The 20374-nt window shown below is 34.7% G+C and carries 20 protein-coding genes; 10 read left to right on the plus strand and 10 right to left on the minus strand.

The genetic code is table 11. The features are described from left to right. The first annotated feature begins 30 nt into the window (after window positions 1-30). Genes I5168_RS13275 through meaB form a run of 3 tightly spaced genes read left to right on the plus strand, consistent with a single transcriptional unit; the run spans window position 31 to window position 1839 of the window. On the plus strand, window positions 31-375 hold the full coding sequence (locus tag I5168_RS13275) for a DUF3140 domain-containing protein (protein ID WP_431472078.1): 345 nt from the start codon (window positions 31-33) through the stop codon (window positions 373-375). A 46-nt stretch (window positions 376-421) separates the two neighbouring features. Continuing rightward, window positions 422-823 (plus strand): hypothetical protein, encoded by a 402-nt coding sequence (locus I5168_RS13280; RefSeq protein ID WP_042279046.1) that lies wholly within the window; start codon window positions 422-424, stop codon window positions 821-823. A gap of 5 nt (window positions 824-828) precedes the next feature. After that, window positions 829-1839: a methylmalonyl Co-A mutase-associated GTPase MeaB gene (meaB, locus tag I5168_RS13285; protein ID WP_431472079.1), complete on the plus strand. Its 1011-nt coding sequence runs from the start codon at window positions 829-831 to the stop codon at window positions 1837-1839. A 585-nt stretch (window positions 1840-2424) separates the two neighbouring features. Here the strand turns inward: meaB and I5168_RS13290 are convergent. From I5168_RS13290 to argS, 6 genes are all read right to left on the minus strand, one after another. Continuing rightward, window positions 2425-3051 carry a carbonic anhydrase family protein gene (locus I5168_RS13290; protein ID WP_167341644.1) on the minus strand — a complete coding sequence of 209 codons (627 nt, stop codon included), beginning with the start codon at window positions 3049-3051 and terminating at the stop codon, window positions 2425-2427. Between the two features lie 9 nt (window positions 3052-3060). After that, on the minus strand, window positions 3061-4656 hold the full coding sequence (locus I5168_RS13295) for a SulP family inorganic anion transporter (protein WP_431472080.1): 1596 nt from the start codon (window positions 4654-4656) through the stop codon (window positions 3061-3063). A 56-nt stretch (window positions 4657-4712) separates the two neighbouring features. Beyond that, window positions 4713-5027, minus strand: a complete 315-nt coding sequence (locus I5168_RS13300; RefSeq protein WP_167341642.1) for a hypothetical protein — start codon at window positions 5025-5027, stop codon at window positions 4713-4715. A 113-nt stretch (window positions 5028-5140) separates the two neighbouring features. Beyond that, complete coding sequence (locus I5168_RS13305; RefSeq protein WP_105018542.1) at window positions 5141-5635, minus strand: OmpH family outer membrane protein; 495 nt, start codon at window positions 5633-5635, stop codon at window positions 5141-5143. Window positions 5636-5831: 196 nt separating this feature from the next. Next, window positions 5832-7184 carry a DEAD/DEAH box helicase gene (locus I5168_RS13310; RefSeq protein ID WP_431472081.1) on the minus strand — a complete coding sequence of 451 codons (1353 nt, stop codon included), beginning with the start codon at window positions 7182-7184 and terminating at the stop codon, window positions 5832-5834. A 143-nt stretch (window positions 7185-7327) separates the two neighbouring features. Further along, window positions 7328-9112, minus strand: coding sequence for an arginine--tRNA ligase (argS, locus tag I5168_RS13315; protein WP_431472082.1), 1785 nt, complete (start codon window positions 9110-9112; stop codon window positions 7328-7330). Window positions 9113-9362: 250 nt separating this feature from the next. Between argS and I5168_RS13320 the strand changes: the two genes are divergently transcribed. The 4 genes from I5168_RS13320 to I5168_RS13335 all read left to right on the plus strand — a co-directional run bounded on the left by I5168_RS13320 (window position 9363) and on the right by I5168_RS13335 (window position 15556). Then, complete coding sequence (locus tag I5168_RS13320; RefSeq protein ID WP_060524977.1) at window positions 9363-9788, plus strand: hypothetical protein; 426 nt, start codon at window positions 9363-9365, stop codon at window positions 9786-9788. Window positions 9789-9803: 15 nt separating this feature from the next. Then, window positions 9804-10928 (plus strand): glycoside hydrolase family 53 protein, encoded by a 1125-nt coding sequence (locus I5168_RS13325; RefSeq protein ID WP_431472083.1) that lies wholly within the window; start codon window positions 9804-9806, stop codon window positions 10926-10928. A gap of 66 nt (window positions 10929-10994) precedes the next feature. Next, the gene (locus I5168_RS13330) at window positions 10995-11888 is read left to right on the plus strand and encodes an ABC transporter ATP-binding protein (protein ID WP_060522945.1); all 894 of its coding nucleotides are present in this window, start codon (window positions 10995-10997) and stop codon (window positions 11886-11888) included. Window positions 11889-11890: 2 nt separating this feature from the next. Continuing rightward, a complete protein-coding gene (locus I5168_RS13335) occupies window positions 11891-15556 on the plus strand; it encodes a M1 family aminopeptidase (RefSeq protein WP_431472084.1) in 3666 nt (1221 codons plus the stop codon). Between the two features lie 48 nt (window positions 15557-15604). Here I5168_RS13335 and I5168_RS13340 read toward each other — a convergent pair whose 3' ends face one another. Together I5168_RS13340 and I5168_RS13345 are read right to left on the minus strand one after the other, a co-directional pair. Next, entirely contained in the window at window positions 15605-16201 is a 597-nt protein-coding gene (locus I5168_RS13340; RefSeq protein ID WP_431472085.1) for an NUDIX domain-containing protein, read from the minus strand. Then, window positions 16201-16773 (minus strand): GNAT family N-acetyltransferase, encoded by a 573-nt coding sequence (locus I5168_RS13345; protein ID WP_431472086.1) that lies wholly within the window; start codon window positions 16771-16773, stop codon window positions 16201-16203. The genes I5168_RS13340 and I5168_RS13345 overlap by 1 nt, the downstream gene beginning before the upstream one ends. Here I5168_RS13345 and ribD point away from each other — a divergent pair. Genes ribD through I5168_RS13360 form a run of 3 tightly spaced genes read left to right on the plus strand, consistent with a single transcriptional unit; the run spans window position 16772 to window position 19276 of the window. Continuing rightward, window positions 16772-17788: a bifunctional diaminohydroxyphosphoribosylaminopyrimidine deaminase/5-amino-6-(5-phosphoribosylamino)uracil reductase RibD gene (gene ribD / locus I5168_RS13350; protein WP_105018536.1), complete on the plus strand. Its 1017-nt coding sequence runs from the start codon at window positions 16772-16774 to the stop codon at window positions 17786-17788. The two genes, I5168_RS13345 and ribD, sit on opposite strands and share 2 nt — an antisense overlap. Continuing rightward, complete coding sequence (locus I5168_RS13355; RefSeq protein WP_431472087.1) at window positions 17785-18663, plus strand: EamA/RhaT family transporter; 879 nt, start codon at window positions 17785-17787, stop codon at window positions 18661-18663. Before ribD ends, I5168_RS13355 begins: the two co-directional genes overlap by 4 nt. Window positions 18664-18667: 4 nt before the next feature. Beyond that, window positions 18668-19276 (plus strand): IMPACT family protein, encoded by a 609-nt coding sequence (locus tag I5168_RS13360; RefSeq protein WP_431472088.1) that lies wholly within the window; start codon window positions 18668-18670, stop codon window positions 19274-19276. A 3-nt stretch (window positions 19277-19279) separates the two neighbouring features. Here the strand turns inward: I5168_RS13360 and I5168_RS13365 are convergent, their stop codons facing one another. Further along, complete coding sequence (locus tag I5168_RS13365) at window positions 19280-19828, minus strand: pyridoxamine 5'-phosphate oxidase family protein (protein WP_431472089.1); 549 nt, start codon at window positions 19826-19828, stop codon at window positions 19280-19282. 22 nt (window positions 19829-19850) lie between these two features. Continuing rightward, window positions 19851-20255, minus strand: a complete 405-nt coding sequence (locus I5168_RS13370) for an acyl-CoA thioesterase (RefSeq protein ID WP_105018533.1) — start codon at window positions 20253-20255, stop codon at window positions 19851-19853. Window positions 20256-20374: the final 119 nt, after the last annotated feature.

Below are 20374 nucleotides of genomic sequence, written 5' to 3' on the forward strand. Positions count from 1 at the left end.
GTATATTCATTTTATAGTTTTAAATAAAAAATGAGTGATAAGAGTAATGAAGAAATTTATAACGAGTTCTATGATGCTGTAAACATGACTCCGAGTGAACTAGAACAATGGTTAGATACCGACAAATCAAAAAGTGTAGGTCAAGATAGTGGTGATGGAGAATCAAAAGGTCATAAGTCTGGACGTAAGATTATAACTATCAAAAACAAGAAGAAGGACGATCTCAATCAAAATGACTACGAGCACATGAATAAAGTGATAGGATATATTCACAGGCACACAGCTCAAAAACCAGACAGCGATATAAAAGAAAGCGATTGGAGATACAGTCTTAAAAATTGGGGACATGACCCTTGTAAAGAAATGAATTGTTAAGATTGTTCAGTAATAGTAGTATTTTAGTGGTTGAAAATCTACCATTATGAAACCTCTATTACGAAATATTATAGCATTACCAGCAGGAATAATCGCTGGTGGTTTACTCAACAGCGGTATCGTCTTTATAGGTAACGCAGTTTTTCCCACAGGAATCGATCCTAATGATTATGAGGCCTATGCTCAAGTGATTCCTACCCTATCGATGGAATACTTCATCTTCCCATTTTTGGCACATGCTTTAGGAACCTTATTTGGGGCATACATTGCTTCAAAAGTTGCTGTATCATACCAACTACTTTGGTCTTTATTAATTGGTGGGTTTTTCCTAGTTGGTGGTATTACCGCTATTTCAATGTTTGGAGGACCTACCTGGTTTATGATACTAGATTTAACAATTGCCTATATACCTATGGCTTATCTAGGCTATAAATTTGCATCCAAATAACTTTTATGAGTTTAGAGCACCTTAATCCTAAATCCTGGCAACGCAGGAAAAAACCTTCCTCACAGGAAGTTTTTGAGAAATTAAGAAAAGGAGATATAAGTGCTTTAAGTAGAGCAATAACTGGTGTTGAAAGTAAAGCTAGTGAGGATTATGCTTTCGCGAAAGCGTTACTACAACAAGCACTACCCTATTCAGGAAACTCCTTTAGATTAGGAATAACTGGCGTTCCGGGAGTAGGCAAATCAACATTTATAGAGTCTCTAGGAATTCATTTAATCAAATTAGGTTTTAAGGTAGCTGTACTAGCTATTGATCCCAGTAGTAGCGTGTCCAAGGGAAGCATACTAGGAGACAAAACTAGAATGGAACAATTGGTTAAAAGTAAATTTGCTTATATAAGACCTAGTCCAGCAGGCGAAACTCTAGGTGGCGTGGCAAGAAAAACCAGAGAAGCCATCTTGCTGTGTGAGGCGGCAGGATTTGACTTTATTATGGTAGAAACTGTTGGAGTCGGTCAAAGTGAAACTGCGGTTCACAGTATGACTGACTTTTTCCTTCTCCTTAAACTAGCAGGCGCTGGAGACGATTTACAAGGGATTAAACGAGGAATAATGGAAATGGCCGATGCTGTTATCATCAATAAAGCTGATGGTGATAATAAAAAAGCAGCTTTACATGCCAGAAGAGAGTTTCAAAATGCGTTGCATCTTATAAATCCTAAATCCCATCAATATCCAGTTAAGGTGCATTTATGTAGTGGATTGCACAATGAAGGCATTGAAGAAATTGCTCAAGAGATTGCATCATTTAGACAACATAGTAATCAAAACGGTAGTTTACTGGAACGTCGTAACTCACAGGAATTATACTGGTTACATCAAACTATAGAAGACCGATTAAAAGAAGCATTCTATTCAAGATCCGAAATAATAAATCAAATTAAAGAGATAGAAACTTCTGTTGTTGAGCGTAAAATATCGGCATTTGATGCAGCCGACAGATTACTTTCTCTCTAACCGACAATTAGTATCAACAACAAGCAGGCAGCAGTAATGCTTATTGATGAAAATATAAGTTGCACCCAATTTTTGTAAATTTTAGATAGGTGCTGATTTGCAAAAAGAAAGAGAAAAACTGGTAACAACCAAAAGCTATATTGGTATTCTTGAACTATTATCTGGGCATATTCCATAGTGACTGATTGCATTTTAAAAACAAAATACAATACCATAAAAAAATAGAACAATACTTGTGTTGCTCCATATCTCGCAAATCCTGAAATTCTTCTATTGATATGATTAATATGGGAAGTAAGCCATAGATAGACGGTAATAAGATAACCTAGACAAAAACTTAATCCAGATAAAGCATATAGTGTTGAACTATCTTTATGCCTATCTTGATAAAGCCATCGTATAAACGGTAATCATTATTGAAACTTAAAAAGGAATCTATATAAAAAAATAAGTAAAAGCCATAAAATAGAATCAGTCCTACAACAAATCCTACCAATATGGAAAAACAAAACCTAGTTCTACCAATACTGTGTATTGTAAAACTAGGTCTTGAATATTTAAATGTTTTTTCAAACACTGACTGTATTAATAAAAGTCTACTGAGCCTGTTGAAATGTCATACATACCACCAACTAATAAAACATCTTCATCCTCTACAAGTTCTCTGATTACCTCACTTTTTTTAAGGATGTTTTCAATGGTCATCAATACGTTTTGTTTAGCGACAGCATTTACAAAGTCAATATTTTTAGATGTACGTTGGTCTTCTTCCTTTGGCTCTTTTACAGCTTCAACTGCTGGTTCTAATTTATTAATCAATGTGGTAAGGTTACCCATACGTGCATGATCACAAGCACCTTTAATGGCACCACATGCAGTATGACCTAATACTAAAATAACTTTGGTTCCAGCAAGTTTAGTAGCAAACTCCATACTTCCCAAAATATCTTCATTAACGAAGTTTCCTGCAATTCTTACACTAAATAAATCTCCAATCCCTTGATCAAAAATATGCTCGGCGCTTACCCTACTGTCTATACAATGAAGTACGGTAGCAAATGGGAATTGTCCAGTGCTAGTTGATTGTATTTGTTCGTTTAAATTTCGTGAAATTTGTTGTTGCCCAACAAATCTTTGATTTCCTTCTTTTAATTCTTTTAAAGCGGCTTGCGGAGTCATCGCCGCTTGTGTTTCTTTATTTTGTGTAATCATCATTAATAATTAAGCTGATTGTAATTTTTTTCGTTTAAAAAACTCGATAAAACTATCCGGATTTTCCACCGTACCTCTTTGTGAGTATAGTTTTATGTAGATGTTTCTATTTTTAGCTTTTGTCCCAAAGTCCTCTAAAATTTCGATAACATCGTGATCTAGATAAACTGTATTACGCACGTCTATCTCTAGGAAGGTATCTTCTGGTATGCTATCTAATTCTTTTAAAATAGTTGCTTTATTGAAGAAAGTCACTTCTTCAGCAAAAGTCATGTTTATCTTATGCTGGTTGTCCACCTCAGCTTCTTTTTTATGTAGAAAATGACTGTTCTTAAAACTTTGATATAAAGTAAATACAATTCCTATGGCCAGTCCTACTCCTACTCCTGCAAGGAAGTTAAAATATAAAACTATCACAGTTGCGATAAAGGGTATAAACTGTCTCCATCCTGCTTTCCACATTGCTGCAAAAGTTTTTGGATTAGCAAGTTTATATCCTACTATTAATAATATAGCTGCAAGAACCGAATTAGGGATCATGTTAAGTATGGTAGGGATTGATATAACTGATATCAAAAGGAAGAAACCATGAATTATTGCGCTCATTTTAGTACGTCCACCACTTTGAACATTGGCGCTACTGCGCACAATAACTTGAGTAATAGGTAATCCTCCTATTAAAGAAGAAAGTACGTTACCAGTTCCTTGGGCCAGTAATTCTCTGTTAGTTGGTGTTACTCGTTTTTGAGGATCTAGTTTATCAGTAGCTTCCACACACAATAATGTTTCAAGACTAGCTACTAGTGCAATCGTAAAGGCAGTTATCCAAACTGAAAAATTACCTAAATCACTAAAATCAGGAAAAGTAAATTGACCAAAAAAGTCATCCATACTGGATGGCACAGGAACATTTACTAGGTGTTCATTGGCAATACCATATACTGTATTATCTTGAGTAAAATAATAGTATAATATTCCTACTACCACAGCTACCAAAGGCCCTTGAATTAAGTGGAACACTTTAGACTTTTTAATTAATACGTTACTCCATAACAACAAAATTGCCAATGAAATTACAGCTATTATAGTTGCACCAGGACTGATAAATTCACCAATCTTTCCTATTTCAGAAAAAGTAGTTTCTCCGTCTAATTGAAAAAACATCCAATCTCCTTGAGGATCTTTATCTAACCCGAAAAAATGTGGAATTTGTTTAGTGAAAATAATAATACCAATACCTACTAGCATCCCTTTAATCACACTACTAGGAAAGTAGTATCCTATAACACCTAGACGTACAACTCCAAAAACTATTTGGATAACGCCAGCTATCACTGCTGCGGCTAGAAAGGTTTCATATCCTAATTCACTAATAGATGCGAGTACAATTGCAGCAAGCCCAGCTGCTGGACCGCTTACTCCAATTTGAGAACCACTAAGAGCTCCTACTACTATTCCTCCTATAATACCAGCTATTATTCCCGCAAAAGGCGGTGCACCGCTGGCTAGCGCTATTCCTAAACAAAGTGGTAGTGCAACGAAAAACACTACGATACTTGCCGGTAAATCTGATTTTAAATTTTGTAAATACTTGGTTGTAGACATAATACGTTTTTTTTACATGCATGTGCATGGATAATACTAAATAAAGGGTAGAAATATTACGCTATGACTGGCGGCGGCAATTGGATTTGCCTGATGGGAGAATCCCAATTAAATGCATTATGATGACTAATCGAGCTTTTCACCTTATAAGATGGTATCGAAATGGATAAGATCGAATAAAATAAAACTGGTAGTTGGTTTTCTTTCTCTATCTCGTTAAGAGAAATTTGTTCAGAATCTAATTCGATATCAATATCATAAACTAGTTCTGATTTACTTACTTGATCCATTAAAGTAGGAATAACAGGTATTGAGATCAAAGCTAAAGCTAAGATCACCGCACCTATCATATATAGTCTTCCTAACTGCATATGGGGTAAATATAAACTATTTTTATAACTACTATAAACATATTTAATAGAACAATATAGGGCGTAAAAAAAGCCACCTTAAAGGTGGCTTAGCTATTTATTAATCAGATTACTTACTTCAAAGTAACACCTAATTTTGCTGCTACTGCTGGTGTAAGATTAACAGACTCATCTGCAAACAACACTGCACTTGCATTTACGACAAGTTTAAAACCTTTTTCTTTGGCAACGGTCTCTATTGCATCATTAACCCTTTCTAGAATTGGGTCTAACAATTCTTGACGTTTAAGACCTAGTGTTCTTTCTGCACTTTGAGCACTACTTTCTAATTCCTTTTGTAATGCATCTGCTTGTGAGGCATACTGCTTCATTTGTTCTTCTGTAACTCCAGGAGCACTTGCTTTATATTGTAAATCGGCTAATTTTTGTTTCGCATTTGCCTCTGCTTTTTGCAAGTCGCTGCCTAAACTTTTATTCAATTTTTGAATTTCTGCATTTGCCGCTTGCATCTCTGTCATTGAAGCTAGTAGATAATCAGAATTCACATAGGCAGTCTGTGCCATTGCCATTGAACCTATTAAAAAGAATAATAAAAATACTTTTTTCATTTGTAGTTATTTAAGGTTTGCAAGATAAACAACATGTCACACCTTGCATATTATTTCACTCAGACATTTCAATTATAATGCCGTAAATATAACCTGTTGAAAAAGTGGTTATTACGCTTTCGCGAAAGCGTAACAAGTACTCTCCTTAACATTAATTAACCTACTACTTTAATGGAAAATGGCTCAAAAGATGTCGTTACCTTTTCTTGCGACGACGATTGGCATTCTTATCGCCACGAGTTTTGGGCTTTTTATACTTAGCCGCCATTTTGCGACGGTAACTACCGCCTTGATTTGTTTTTTTGTTTTTATCCTTTTTTTCATGGAAAGCGGCACCACGCTCGTCTTCTTCTACTTTATTAGGATTAAAAATTTCTCTGACCTTGGGTTGTTCTTCAGGAGTTTTTTGTTTTGACACTTCTACTTCATCAGGAAAGGCAACTTCTGGAATAGAATAATCCATAAGTTGTTCAATAGCTTGTTTTGATTCTATCTCCTTTTCAGTGTAAAATAAAATAGAATTACCAGCATTTTGAGCCCTACCAGTACGTCCTATACGATGCATGTAGTTTTCAGGAAATGCGGGTACATCGATATTAATAACGTGTGAAATTCCCTCAATATCCAGTCCACGTGCCATTACATCTGTAGCTACAAGGATACGACAATCACCGTTTGTAAATGCCTCAATGGATCGTAAACGATAATTTTGTGTTTTGTTGGAATGAATAACTGCTACTTCATTACCGTAATGAGGTTGGATGACCTCATGCAACCTGTCAGCACTACGTTTATTATCTACAAAAACCAGTACTTTACTATAAACCTCGTGATCGCTTATAAGGTGCATGAGTAAATTTACCTTAGTATAAAAGTTAGGTACTGCTATACTTTGTTGATTTATGTTATCCAGCCTTGTTCCAGAAACTGCTACAGACACCTTGGTAGGGTTGTAAAAATAGTCCTTGATAAAGGCTTCTATTTGATCAGTCATTGTTGCAGAATACATGATATTCTGTCTTTTATTGGGTAAATGATCAAAGATATTGGTAAGTTGAAATCTAAATCCTAAATCCAACATCACATCTACCTCATCGATAACCACCTTTTTGCAATGTTTAAAACTTATAGATTGATGTACTATAAGATCATACAACCTTCCTGGAGTTGCTACCACAATATCAACACCGTTTGCCAGAGCTTTCTTTTGCGTGTTAATATTAGTGCCTCCATAAACTCCTTGAACCCTTAGCTCCATTTGCGCTGAATAGGATTTAATATTATCCACTACTTGAACTACTAATTCTCGGGTAGGCACCAGCACCAAGATTCTAGGATCATCGATTTGTGCATAGGGTAAAGAATTAAGCAAGGGAAGCATGTAAGCAAGAGTTTTCCCTGTACCCGTTTGGGCAATACCTATAACATCACGTCCTGATGCTACCACTGAATAGGACTTTTCCTGTATAGGAGTCATGGTTTGAAAACCTAGGTCTTCTATACTTTTACGCAGCGGTGTTCTTAGTTCTAATTCAGTAAAGGTATTCATGGTTTATTGCTTTCTAGATTGCAAAGGTAAATTAATCTACTTGACCACTATTATTCAGTCATACAGTCAAATAGTTAATCGTAATTTATAATTCCTATTAATCAACTTTTAAATTAATTAATAGTTGGGTTTCATATGAGTATTTACATTTGTTCAGGAACATCGATTCCTAGCAGTGAACAAGCGTCCTTGATTACTAACGCTGTTTTGTAACACAACAACAGTCTAAACTGTTTTAAATCGGCATTTTCCTCTTCAACGATCTTAGGGACATTTTGATAGAAAGAATTAAATTCTCGTACTAGTTCATACGTATAATTGGCAATACTAGCAGGATTTAATTTTGTAGCAGCATTGTGGATCACATCAGGGAATTGCTCAATTGTTTTAATGATTGCAATATCCTTGTCGGTGATATCTAGATCACTATTAGCATTTAATTTAACAGAATCAAATTGAGCCTTCTTTAAAATAGATTTTATCCTAGCATGTGCATATTGAATAAAAGGACCTGTGTTTCCTTGAAAATCAACAGACTCTTCAGGGTTAAACATCATGTTCTTCACTGGGTCAATTTTAAGCATGAAGTACTTGAGAGCTCCTAGTCCTATAATTTTGAAAAGGTCTTCTTGTTCCTGTGCAGAAAGTCCATCAAGTTTACCTTGTTCAAGAGCTATTTTACGTGCAGTAGCTGTCATCTCTTCCATTAAATCATCGGCATCTACAACGGTTCCTTCACGTGACTTCATTTTACCTGATGGTAATTCAACCATTCCATAACTAAGGTGATGCAGGTTTTCGGCCCAATCATACCCCAGTTTCTTTAAGATTAAAAACAAGACTTTGAAATGATAATCTTGCTCATTTCCTACCGTATAAACCATAGCGTTTATAGGGTGATCCTTAACACGCTGAATAGCAGTACCTATATCCTGAGTCATGTAAACGGCAGTACCATCACTACGTAGTACTAGCTTTTCATCCAATCCTTCATCTGATAAATCAATCCAAACTGAACCATCATCTTTCTTAAAGAAAACGCCTTTTTGCAAACCTTCTTCAATGATGTCTTTACCCAGTAAATAGGTATTACTCTCATAGTAAAGACTATCAAAGCTTACTCCTAGATTATTATAAGTCACCTCAAACCCATCATAAACCCAGCCATTCATTTTTTCCCAAAGAGCAACTGTTTCTGGATCACCAGCTTCCCATTTCCTTAGCATTTCTTGTGCCTTAAGTAAGGATGGAGCTTGTTTTTCTGCTTCTTTAGGATCTATACCTTCATTAATGAGTTGAGCTATTTCTTCCTTGTATTGTTTATCAAACTTCACATAATAATTCCCAACTAGTTTATCACCTTTTAATCCTGTACTTTCTGGAGTTTCTCCATTTCCCTGTTCTTGCCAGGCAAGCATGGATTTACATATATGGATACCTCTATCGTTTATTATTTGTGTTTTATTCACACGTCTACCCGATGCTTCTAGAATTTGCGCAACACTATAACCTAATAAGTTATTTCTTATATGACCCAGGTGTAGTGGTTTATTCGTATTAGGTGAACTATATTCAACCATAATACCTGGTGAGGAATCATCAACTGGAGTAAAACCGTACTTAGAATTACTTAGCATTTCATTGAAAGCGATAATAAAGACAGCGTTTGTCAAAGTTACATTCAAAAAACCTTTGATTACCTCGTAGCTACCGATGAGCTCGGTATTTTCTTGTAAGTACGCTCCTATTTGTTCACCTATGACTGCTGGATTACCTTTAATTTGACGCAACATTGGAAAAACCATAATGGTAAAATGGCCATTTTGATCTTTGCGAGTTAGAGTTACCTCAACTTTTTCTAGATCAACTTGAAACAACTCTTTAACTGCTGTTTTAGTAACATTTTCCAACTGATGGATCACAGACATAGTATAGTAATTTAGGCCTGCAAAGGTAGTATTTCTAAACAGATAATGGAATAGAAAAAAGACTTGTGAACTAGGGTATTATAGACAAGATACTAGGGTAATTAAATATTTCTATTTAATTGTTACGCTTTCGCGAAAGCATAAAACCTCAAACATTATTTCATTTTTAAAAAAACACAGCTACCTTAATGTCTTTTAATGATATATATTGAAAGGATTAATCAGTAAAACAGACTCAATTAAAAACAATATGCTGTACAACGTTTCCTATAACAAGCCTGAAATTCAACGTAAACTACGACAGGAAGTTGGTGTACCGCTTTCCTTAAAAGAACGCTGGAAATTAAGAGGTTCTGGATCACCTAAACTGAACATCACAAGTTGCAGCATTCATATTCACAATCTACTCGTGCTTGACAATAATGCCAATATTTGTAATGTAGAAATACTCGAAAAAGGAATTATTGTGAGATTTAGATCGCTTTTGGAGACTTTTGCCTTACCCATTCCTTTTTATAAACTAAGTATCTATAAAGGTGAAGCCGATGTCTATTCTATTTATAGAGATAATTATTTCATTAAAGTAAAGGCTAATCATAAGAGCGTTCACAAATTTTTTCAAAAAGTATTGCAACGCAAGGAAGAGCAAGGCTACACTTTTATTGACGATTTGTAGTACTATATTTGAAACATGAAACGTATTTATTTATACTGTTTAATGATTGCGTCTTTCTCGTTTTATTCTTGTAATGAGAATGATAGTCAGGACAACTACAATGAATCCACAATCTTTTATAAAGGTATGGACTTATCCTTTCTAGAAGAACTAGAACAATCAGGATTGCAATTTAAGGACGAGAATAATAATGTCATATCAAACAATTATGCATACTTATCTAGCAAAGGCGTTAATCTCGTAAGAATTAGATTGTGGTTAAATAATCCAAACGGATTATACGATCTAGACCATCTAAAAAGACAAGCTTTACGCGCCCAAGAAAACGGCATGGAATTTTTACTAGACTTTCACTATTCCAGCACATGGGCCGATCCAGGTTCACAGCGCTTACCCAGTAATTGGAGTAATTATAGTCATCAAGAATTAACGGTCGCAATAGAAAACTATAGTAAAAATGTTTTACAGGAATTAAACGATCAAGGTACGTTACCAAAATTTGTTCAAATAGGAAATGAGACTGATAATGGCTTTTTATGGCCTATTGGAAAGATATACGACGGTGGTAATGAGAATTGGAATAATTACATTAATCTGACAAAAGCCGCAATTAATGGTGTTAAAAGGGTATCTCCTACTTCAAAAATTATTATTCACAAGGCAGATATTGCAACTAGCGAGTACTTTTTTCAACAGCTTATAGATAGCAACGTTGAATTTGATGTTATAGGATTGAGTTATTATCCGTGGTGGCAAACTACTAATCTTGATGATATTGAACAAAAATTAGAGGAATTAGCACAAAGTTTTAATCAAGAAATATTGCTAGTAGAAACTGCCTATCCTTTTACCTTAAACTGGAATGATAATAAGAATAATATAGTAGGACTTCAAAATCAACTTATCCCAGAATACGGCGCCACACCATCAGGACAGCGTAATTATTTATTGCGCATTCGTAATACAATTAAAAACCTTCCTAATAATAAAGGAATAGGTTTTTGTTACTGGGCACCTGATTGGGTTGCAGTAGTACCTGGTGTTTCTACTAGTACACAGGGAAGCAGTTGGGAAAATTTAGCCTTATTTAATTTTGAAAATCGTGTGACTCCTGCCATTGAAATATACGCGATTGAATAATCGTTTTGATATGTAACATATTGTGACGTTCTTGCACTAACCATTCAAATCAAAAGAACATCAATTATGTTATTAAGTCTTAAAAATGTTTCTAAAACTTATAAAAACGGTGTAAAAGCACTGGATAATGTAAGTATTGATATTCACGCTGGAATGTTTGGATTATTAGGTCCTAATGGAGCTGGAAAATCTTCATTAATGCGTACTATCGCCACTTTACAAGCACCAGATGGAGGTTCTATTCATCTAGATGATTTAGATATTCTTAATAACAAAATTGAATTTAGAAAAACTCTGGGATATCTACCTCAAGAATTTGGGGTATATCCTAAAATGAGCGCTCACGATCTATTGCATTATTTTGCCCAACTTAAAGGAATTTCAAACAGTTCAGAAAGAAATGCAATTGTAGACAAAGCTCTTGAAGTTACCAATTTAAGTGATGTAAGACATAAACATGTAGCTGGGTATTCTGGAGGAATGAAACAAAGGTTTGGAATTGCTCAACTTTTACTCAACGATCCTAAATTAATAATAGTTGATGAACCTACAGCTGGTCTAGATCCTGCAGAACGTCATAGATTCTTAAATGTCTTAAGAGAGATAGGAACAAACCATATTGTAATTTTTTCTACACACATCGTTGATGATGTGAAAGAATTGTGTACTGATATGGCCATTTTAAATGGTGGTAAAATTCTGGCACAAAACACACCGAAAAACCTGGTTAAGGCATTATCGGGAACCATATGGAAAACCACGGTAACTAAGGATCAATTACCTACTTATGAAGCGTCTTATAATATTATTTCATCCAGTTTTGATGAAGATAGCAATCTGGTAATTAGAGTAATGAACGATACACAACCAGCTCCAGAATTTATCGCTACTGATGCGTCTTTGGAAGATGTGTATTTCACAACATTAAAACAGGAACAACAAATAGAATTAAACTCATAATCATGTTTAGTACTATTTTTTTACACGAGCTTAGAACCTGGTTTAAGAAACCACTGTTCTATATTTATACTGGGGTTATCTTTCTATTAAGCTTATTAATTACCGCACTTGCCGTTGGAGTATTTGATAGTGACTCTGTAACCGTTACTTCTCCTTTTTATCTAAACAGTGCAGTAGGAGTTTATAGTTTAATAAGTGGTGGTATATTAATCACTTATTTACTTATCCCTAGTATTATAGGAGGAACTATTCAACGTGATTTTAGCAGTAACATGCACCACGTACTTTATTCCTATCCCTTAAATAAAGTAAGCTATTTACTAGCAAAATTCAGTGCTGGGATGCTACTCACACTATTAATCATTCTTGCAAGTATGCTGGCCGTTACAATTGGCTTTTACTTACCTGGAGCAAATGAAGATTTGATAGGACCTTTCTCACTCATGAATTACATTCAACCATTTTTAGTAATGGTAATACCTAATGTATTTTTCTATGGAGCCATCGTTTTTGCTATCACGACCTACTTCAGAAATATCAATTTAGGTTTCATGAGTGTGCTCATCTTGATTATCTGTCAATTTGCTGCTGCTAGTTCATTAGATTCTGTAGATGATACCTTTTGGATAGAACTTCTAGAACCTACTGGAGAAAGTGCTATTGGACAAAGAATTAAATACTGGACACCAGATGAGCAAGGCAGTAAATTATTACCTACCGATGGTACTGTATTGTATAATCGATTATTGTGGTTAGGGTTTTCCGTTGTTCTATTCCTTTCTGTAATCGTTGGTTTTAGATTTTCTCAACATGCTATTTCGGTAGGAAGAAAGAAGAAATCATCACGAGTAATCAAACGTAATTTTGGAACTGTTCAGGATATTACCTTACCTAAGGTAAGTCAAAACTTCAGCTTTTTTAATCAATTGAAAACAGCTTGGACAATATCAAAATCAGACATTAAATACATTGTAACAGGATGGCCATTTATTATTATAGCGGTAATTGCTTTTGCCTTTTCACTTCTTACTATGTTGGTAAGCGGTCAAGTGTATGGTACAGACATCTTGCCAAAAACCTGGTTGATGTTACAAATCCCTGCAGGAATATTTAGCACATTTACCTATCTATTAATATACCTGTACACTGGCTTCATAATGGACCGTTCCAGAACGGCTCACATGTTACAACTAGTAGACACCACTCCTACTAAAAATTGGGTTTTCCAACTATCACGAGTATTCTCTATGAGTATAATGGTGTTTTCTCTATTTGTTATAGTGATGTTAAGTGGTATCATCATACAAACCGTAAATGGTTTTAATGATTATCAAATTGACCTTTATTTGTTTGATTTGTTCATGATCAAATTTTGGGAGTTTTTACCATGGATATTGATATCAATTTTAATTCACACTTTGATTAAAAATAAATGGTTAGGACTTATGACCTTGCTTGTAATTGCCTTAGGAGTACCATTTGCCATGGAGGCTATAGGAGTTGAACAAGCTCAATTTATTTTTAACCAAGGAACCGGCGCTCCTAGTCCTTCAGATATGAATGGTTATGGAGATAGTATCTGGCGCTACTTCACCTTTAGAGGTTACTGGATTGCATTAGGTATAGCGCTATTTGGTGTTAGTTTATTATTCTTTAGACGTGGAATGAGTATAGGTGCAAGTGAGAGGATCGCTTTCGCGAAAGCGAGATTAAAAACACCTATCATCACACTACTCAGTGTAGGATTAATAATATTCGTAGGAATAGGAAGCTACATTTGGAAAGTTAACAACATTGATAATGAAAGAACTACAGGAAAAGAACGTGAACTACTGGCAGTAAATAAAGAAAAGGAATTAAGTAAATATTTAAACGTTCCCCAACCTAGAATTACTGATGTTAAGGCGTTTGTTGATATTTATCCAGAAACTAGAGACTTTAAAGCTAGAGCAGAAATGCTTATGGTCAACAAGTCCAGCGCCGTTATTGATACACTGCACGTTAATATAAACGACACACTTACTACAATTGAAACAGATCGTAAAATTGAAGTGGTTTATGACAATGAGGATTATGGCTATCGCATGTATAGGATAACGCCACCCTTGCAACCTGGAGATACGCTAGAGTTTAATGTAGCAACTTACAACAAAGAAAACACCTTCTTTGAAAAAAACTCACCTGTTGTTGAGAATGGAACTTTCATGAATAATTTCGTTTTTCCATCCATTGGATACAATGATCAAGGAGAGATCCGAAATACTCAAATTCGCAAAAAGTATGAATTACCTCCAAAAGATCGCTGGCCTGACGCAACTAAACCAGGTGTGCGAGACAATAATTACATAGGCGGAAACAGCGATTGGATAAACTTTGAAGCTACATTAAGTACAAGTCCAGATCAAATTGCCATATCACCAGGTTATCTAACTAAAGAGTGGGAAGAAAATAACCGTAAGTACTACTATTATAAAATGGATAGTAAAATGGTGAATTTTTACAATTTTATGAGTGGTAGATATGAAGTCATGCGCGACGAGCACGACGGCATTAAACTGGAAATCTATTACCATAAAGATCATGATTACAATATCGACCGCATGATGGCTGGCCTTAAAGCCGGACTAGATTATTATAATGACAATTTTACACCTTATCAACACAGGCAAGTACGCATCATTGAATTCCCAAGAAATTTTGGAACGTTTGCACAGGCGTTTGCAAACACGATACCTTTTAGTGAAGGAATAGGTTTCATTGCAGATGTTGATGGAAGTGACAAGGATGCAGTAGATTACCCTTTTAGTGTTACCGCACACGAACTTGCCCATCAATGGTGGGCACACCAGGTAATTGGAGCCTATGCGAAAGGTGCTACATTACTTTCAGAAAGTTTATCAGAATACAGTTCATTAAAAGTTCTAGAGAAATCTAGAGGAAAAGAACAAATGAGGTCTTTTCTTAAAGACGCTATGGATAAATACCTTTTAGGAAGAACGGTAGAGTCCATTGGAGAAAACCCATTGATGTATAATGAAAACCAACAGTATATTCATTATCAAAAAGGATCTTTAGTCCTTTATGCAATGAGCGATTATTTAGGTGAGAAACCATTTAATAACGTCATTAAACAATTTGCAGAGAAATATCAGTTCCAAGGTCCACCATACCCAACAGCTATCGAATTTGTAGACGATATAAGAGCCGCAACACCTGACTCGTTACAATATCTTATTAAGGATATGTTTGAAACGATAACTTTGTATGATAATGATGCAAAAAAAGCTACGTATACAAAACTTGATGATGGTCGTTATCAAGTGGAATTTACTGGATACATAACTAAGTATAGATCAGACAAAAAAGGAAAAAGTGTTTATAAAAACACGGTAGGTGATAGCCTTTCATACACTCCTGAAGGAAAGAAAAAAGCCTTAAAATCATTACCTCTAGCTGATTATATAGATGTTGGTGTTTTTGGAGAAAAGGATGATGAAACAGGAATTAACAAGGTTCTTTATCTCAAAAAACATAAAATTGTAGCTATTGAAAATAAATTCTCAATCATCGTAGATGAAAAACCTGTAGAGGTTGGAATTGATCCGTTCAACATATTGATAGACCGTAACTCTAACGACAATAGAACAGCGGTTAAAGAAAAGGAATAGATTTTTTCTTCGCGAATTAAAAAATAGAAAAGCCTTACTTTAAAATATTTAAGTAAGGCTTTCTTTATTCAGTAAAAACCATTGTAATCCTATAATCGATATCGAGTTGTTTATAGCTCCGTCTCGTAATAGTTGTTTAATTTCAGCCAAAGGTATTTTGGTTAACAAAATATCTTCCTTTTCTGATGCTTCACCACCACCTTGAAAAATCTTATCATGAGAAGAAACTTGAGAAAAATATAAATGTATTTGTTCTGAACAACCACCTGGTGATGGAAAATAAGAACAAATTTTTTCAATATTTTTTAATGAATAGCCTATTTCTTCTTCTACTTCCCTTTTTATTCCTTCAACAGGATCTTCATTAAACCCTAAGCTACCAGCTACTAATTCCATCATAAACGCTTTACCTCTTCTTGCACTGGGATACCTAAATTGTTTAGTAAATAAAAACGATTTTGTGTCTTGTTCATAAAGTAATATTGCTACACTATCTCCTCGTTCTAGGGATTCCCTTGTAACTTCCAGTTGCTCATTACCGTGCCAAGTAGCATGTTTTATCTGGGCTTTTATAACTTTTAGAAAACCATCGTAAACAGTTTCTTCCTTGATTATCTCAAAGTTATTTAAAGTATCGTCTTTCATTATAAATCAAGTATCATTTGAACGGGACAAGAGTAATGTCCAGTATTACCTATGGGCTCATTGAGTAATTCAAAACCCATATGCTTGTAAAGCCCTTGAGCTTCAAACATATTATCCATGGTTTCAAGATACATTTTTGAATAAGCTAATTCCTTAGCAGTTTTAATACATAATTGTATAAGCTCCTTGCCATATCCCTTACCACGTGCTTCTGGCAAAAAATACATTTTTTGAAGTTCACAGATATTCTGCTCTTGATTGTCTAGCGGTCCTACACCACCGCAACCTACAATTTCATCATCCAATTCTATAACGTAATAAACGCGTCTAGGTAACTGAAAGTGCTCATACATGGATTGGGTTGCTTTATCACTATATGCAGTTCCCTCTTTAGGAGCTCCATATTCAAGAATAGTTTGTTGGATAATATTCTTAACAACTGTATTATCCTCCGGTAGAATAGGTCTAATTATCATAATTTCAAAAGTACATCTAGTAACTATTATAAGTTTGCTATTGAGTCTAAATTTAACCCAGCCTTGTGATTTAAATCTTACTTTTGCTGGAATCATGAACAAGGACGAATTTTATATGCAACGTTGTTTGCAGTTAGCTCAAAATGGACTGGGTACTACTTATCCTAATCCATTAGTAGGAAGTGTCATTGTATATGAGAATAAAATCATTAGTGAAGGCTGGCACCAAAAAGCAGGAAAACCTCATGCCGAGGTTAACGCCATTAATAATGCAATTAAAAAATTAGGTGAGGAAAAGTTTGAAAAAATAGCTCCTAAGTGTAGTATTTATGTAAATCTTGAACCTTGCTCACATACTGGTAAAACGCCACCATGCGCTTTGCTGCTAGTAAGGTATAATTTTAAAGAAGTTATAGTAGGAACACTAGACCCACATGATAAGGTAGCAGGAAGAGGAATAAAGATTCTTGAAGAAGCTGGTATTTCATGTAAAACAGGAATACTTGTAGATAAATGTAACGAAGTTAACAAGCGTTTTTTCTCATTTCACAAGTATAAAAAACCATTTGTTCTGCTTAAATGGGCACAAACTAACGATGGCTATATCGCTCCAGAATTTAAGACTAAGAAGCAACCTGTTTGGATTACAAATTCATACAGCTTACAAAGGGTACATCAACAACGATCTACAGAAAACGCTATTTTAATAGGTGCTGGAACAGCGCTTGCAGACAATCCAAGTCTTACAACCAGAAATTGGAAAGGTACACATCCCTTTAGATTTGTTCTTGCTAATAAAAAGGAGCTGCCAAAAAATCTTAACGTTTTTCAATCACCTGATCCTGCTCAAATTTTAGACATTCCTCTATCCGACATTAAGACAGTATTGCAAGAGTTATATAAAAAAGATATCCAATCGGTAATTATAGAAGGTGGATCTAGGACTCTCCAAGCATTTATAGATGCAGGGCTATGGGACGAAGCACATATTTACACGAGTGAAAATACGCTATTTCATTCTGGAGTAAAAGCACCAGAACTCGACAATCAACAATTAAAAAATCATTTTAATATAAAAGGTGATACTTTAAGAATTTACCATCGTTTATGATCTATCTAGGATTAAGCATATTACTATCTAGTTTACTATATGTAATTTTTAAATTGTTTGATGTTTATAAAATAAACACCCTACAAGCTATAGTGGTAAATTATCTTGTAGCTTTTATAACAGGTATTATTTCAAGCAATGGTACTTACGATATAACATCTGTTTTAAAGTCAGACTGGTTGTTTCTAGCGATGTTCATGGGAATTCTTTTCATAACTATTTTCAATGTCATGGCGTTAACGGCACAGCGCAATGGCCTGTCTGTTGCCAGTGTTGCCAGTAAAATGTCATTGGTTATACCTGTGATCGCAGGTTTCACAATATTTAATGAAGAGTGGAATATATTAAAAGCCATAGGAATAATAATCGCTCTGGCAGCAGTTTATTTTACCACAGTTAATAAGAAATCGCAGTCAAATATAGATTGGACTCCAAAAAAACTACTCTTACCACTAGCGCTATTTGTAGGAAGCGGTATAATTGATACAGTTCTCAAAATTCTACAAAACAACCATATGTCAAATAGTAATGAAGATGTTATAAGTGCCACAATTTTTTCTTTTGCATTTATAGCAGGATCTGCGGCTGTGATATATCGGTTAATTAATAAAAATGAGAAATTAGAATGGAAAAGTCTTATCGGAGGAATTTTTCTAGGAATTCCTAACTTTTTTTCGATTGTGGTGATTTTAAAAGCCCTCAATTCACCTGGTTTAGAGAGTACATTTGTTTACCCTATTAACCATGTAGGAACCGTAGTATTGTCAACCATGTTTGGTTTATTTCTATTCAAAGAAAAACTGAAATCTAGAAACGTTCTAGGTATTATACTTGCTATAATTGCGATTGTTTTCATCGCTTTCGCGAAAGCGTAAATTTATGAGAGACACTTATAAAACGATAGCAAAAGAAACAACTGAAACCTTATTCAAGGACAAGGGTAGTAAATTCTACGCTCGTGCATTTCCTATCAAGAATCCAGATGAAGTTTCACCTATCATTGATGCTCTGAAGAAAAAATATCCGAAGGCAAATCATCATTGTTATGCCTGGAAGATCGGTCCTGGAGAAAACAATTATAGGGCAAATGACGATGGAGAACCTAATCATAGTGCAGGTGATCCCATTCTAGGTCAAATTAATTCAAATGAATTAAGCGACGTTCTAGTAGTAGTCACTAGGATATTCGGAGGAACAAAATTAGGTGTGAGCGGATTAATAAATGCTTATAAAGAGTCTAGTGCTTTGGCCATTGAGCAGGCTACAATTATAACAAGAACCATCACTTCTCAAGTGAAAATCGACTTTGAATACGCTCAAATGAGTCAAGTTATGAGGTATATTGAAGAGCAAGGACTCACTATGGCCTTGCAGGATTTTACCGCCAGCTGTTCTATAACTATAGATGTTCCTCTCAACAATGTTGAAAAAGTAGTCAAAGATATTAATCAAATGTACCCAATTAAGGCAAAAGCTCTAGAAGACTAGACATTATGGAGCAAGCCAGTGACCAGCCCAATTATCTTCGCGTTTATATAAAGCTCTTAAGTGATTAGGACGTTTAAGTTTGAGATATTCTATTTCACTAATTTCAAATCGTAGCGGTAAAAAAAAGCTTTTATCGCGTGACACGTATTCTACATGATCAGGATTATCAATAGGCGTACCTGGTGATGGAATTGAGGTATAATCCTTTATACTTTTTGATGTAACCTTTTGAAACAATCGTTTAACTTCTTTGGGACTGTTAATTATAATCAATCTACCATTACACCTTAATTGTAAAAGTTTTTTAGAATTGTAAAATAAAAAACAAGCCTTATCATTTGATTGTATATGTTCTACTTTAATAGATCTTGAATCGGTAAAAACAATTAATTCCTTCTTTTCGACATCAATCTCTCTTAAAACAACAGTTCTAGACCTAGGTACCCCATTGTTGTCTACAGTTGTTAGAACGGGATATTTAAAATCGTGTTTGGATTTAGATGTTGCTAATTGCAATTCATCGATTAGACTTTCAAAATATTCAGGAAGCATACTTTTGATAAGTTAGTAGATTTTAAAACAATTTCTTACAAGCTTCTAGAAATTCCGGAATTGGTTTTCTAGGTCTAAACGAGTTTGCATCAGTAAAAACAAGAGTTAAGTTTGCGGACGCATGTAAAACATCATTTTGATCGATTATTTCGTAGTAAAATTCAACACGCGTTGTAGGAATATTCTTAAGAGTGGTTTTGACGAAAATTTCATCGTTTAATCTAATTGGTTTTCTGTAAGTTATATCGATATTGTAAACTGGTAGTAGTACTCCTTTTTTTTCCATTTCATCATAAGAGAAACCTAAAGTGTCCAACCAGGACATTCTACCTAACTCTAAATATATCAAATAATTAGCATGGTGAACCACACCCATTTGATCAGTTTCGGCATATCGAGGTGTTATCGGAATAATTGTACTTTTCATATAATTTTCATATCTTATCCAAAGTTAAAAAACCAGTGAGCCCATGCTACTTTTTTTTTAATTTATCAAATGGTTTTTTAGTTTTTTTTAAGGTTTTTTATACACATATTTGTACTCGA

This window comes from Nonlabens sp. SCSIO 43208, assembly GCF_050703575.1.
Lineage (GTDB): Bacteria > Bacteroidota > Bacteroidia > Flavobacteriales > Flavobacteriaceae > Nonlabens > Nonlabens tegetincola.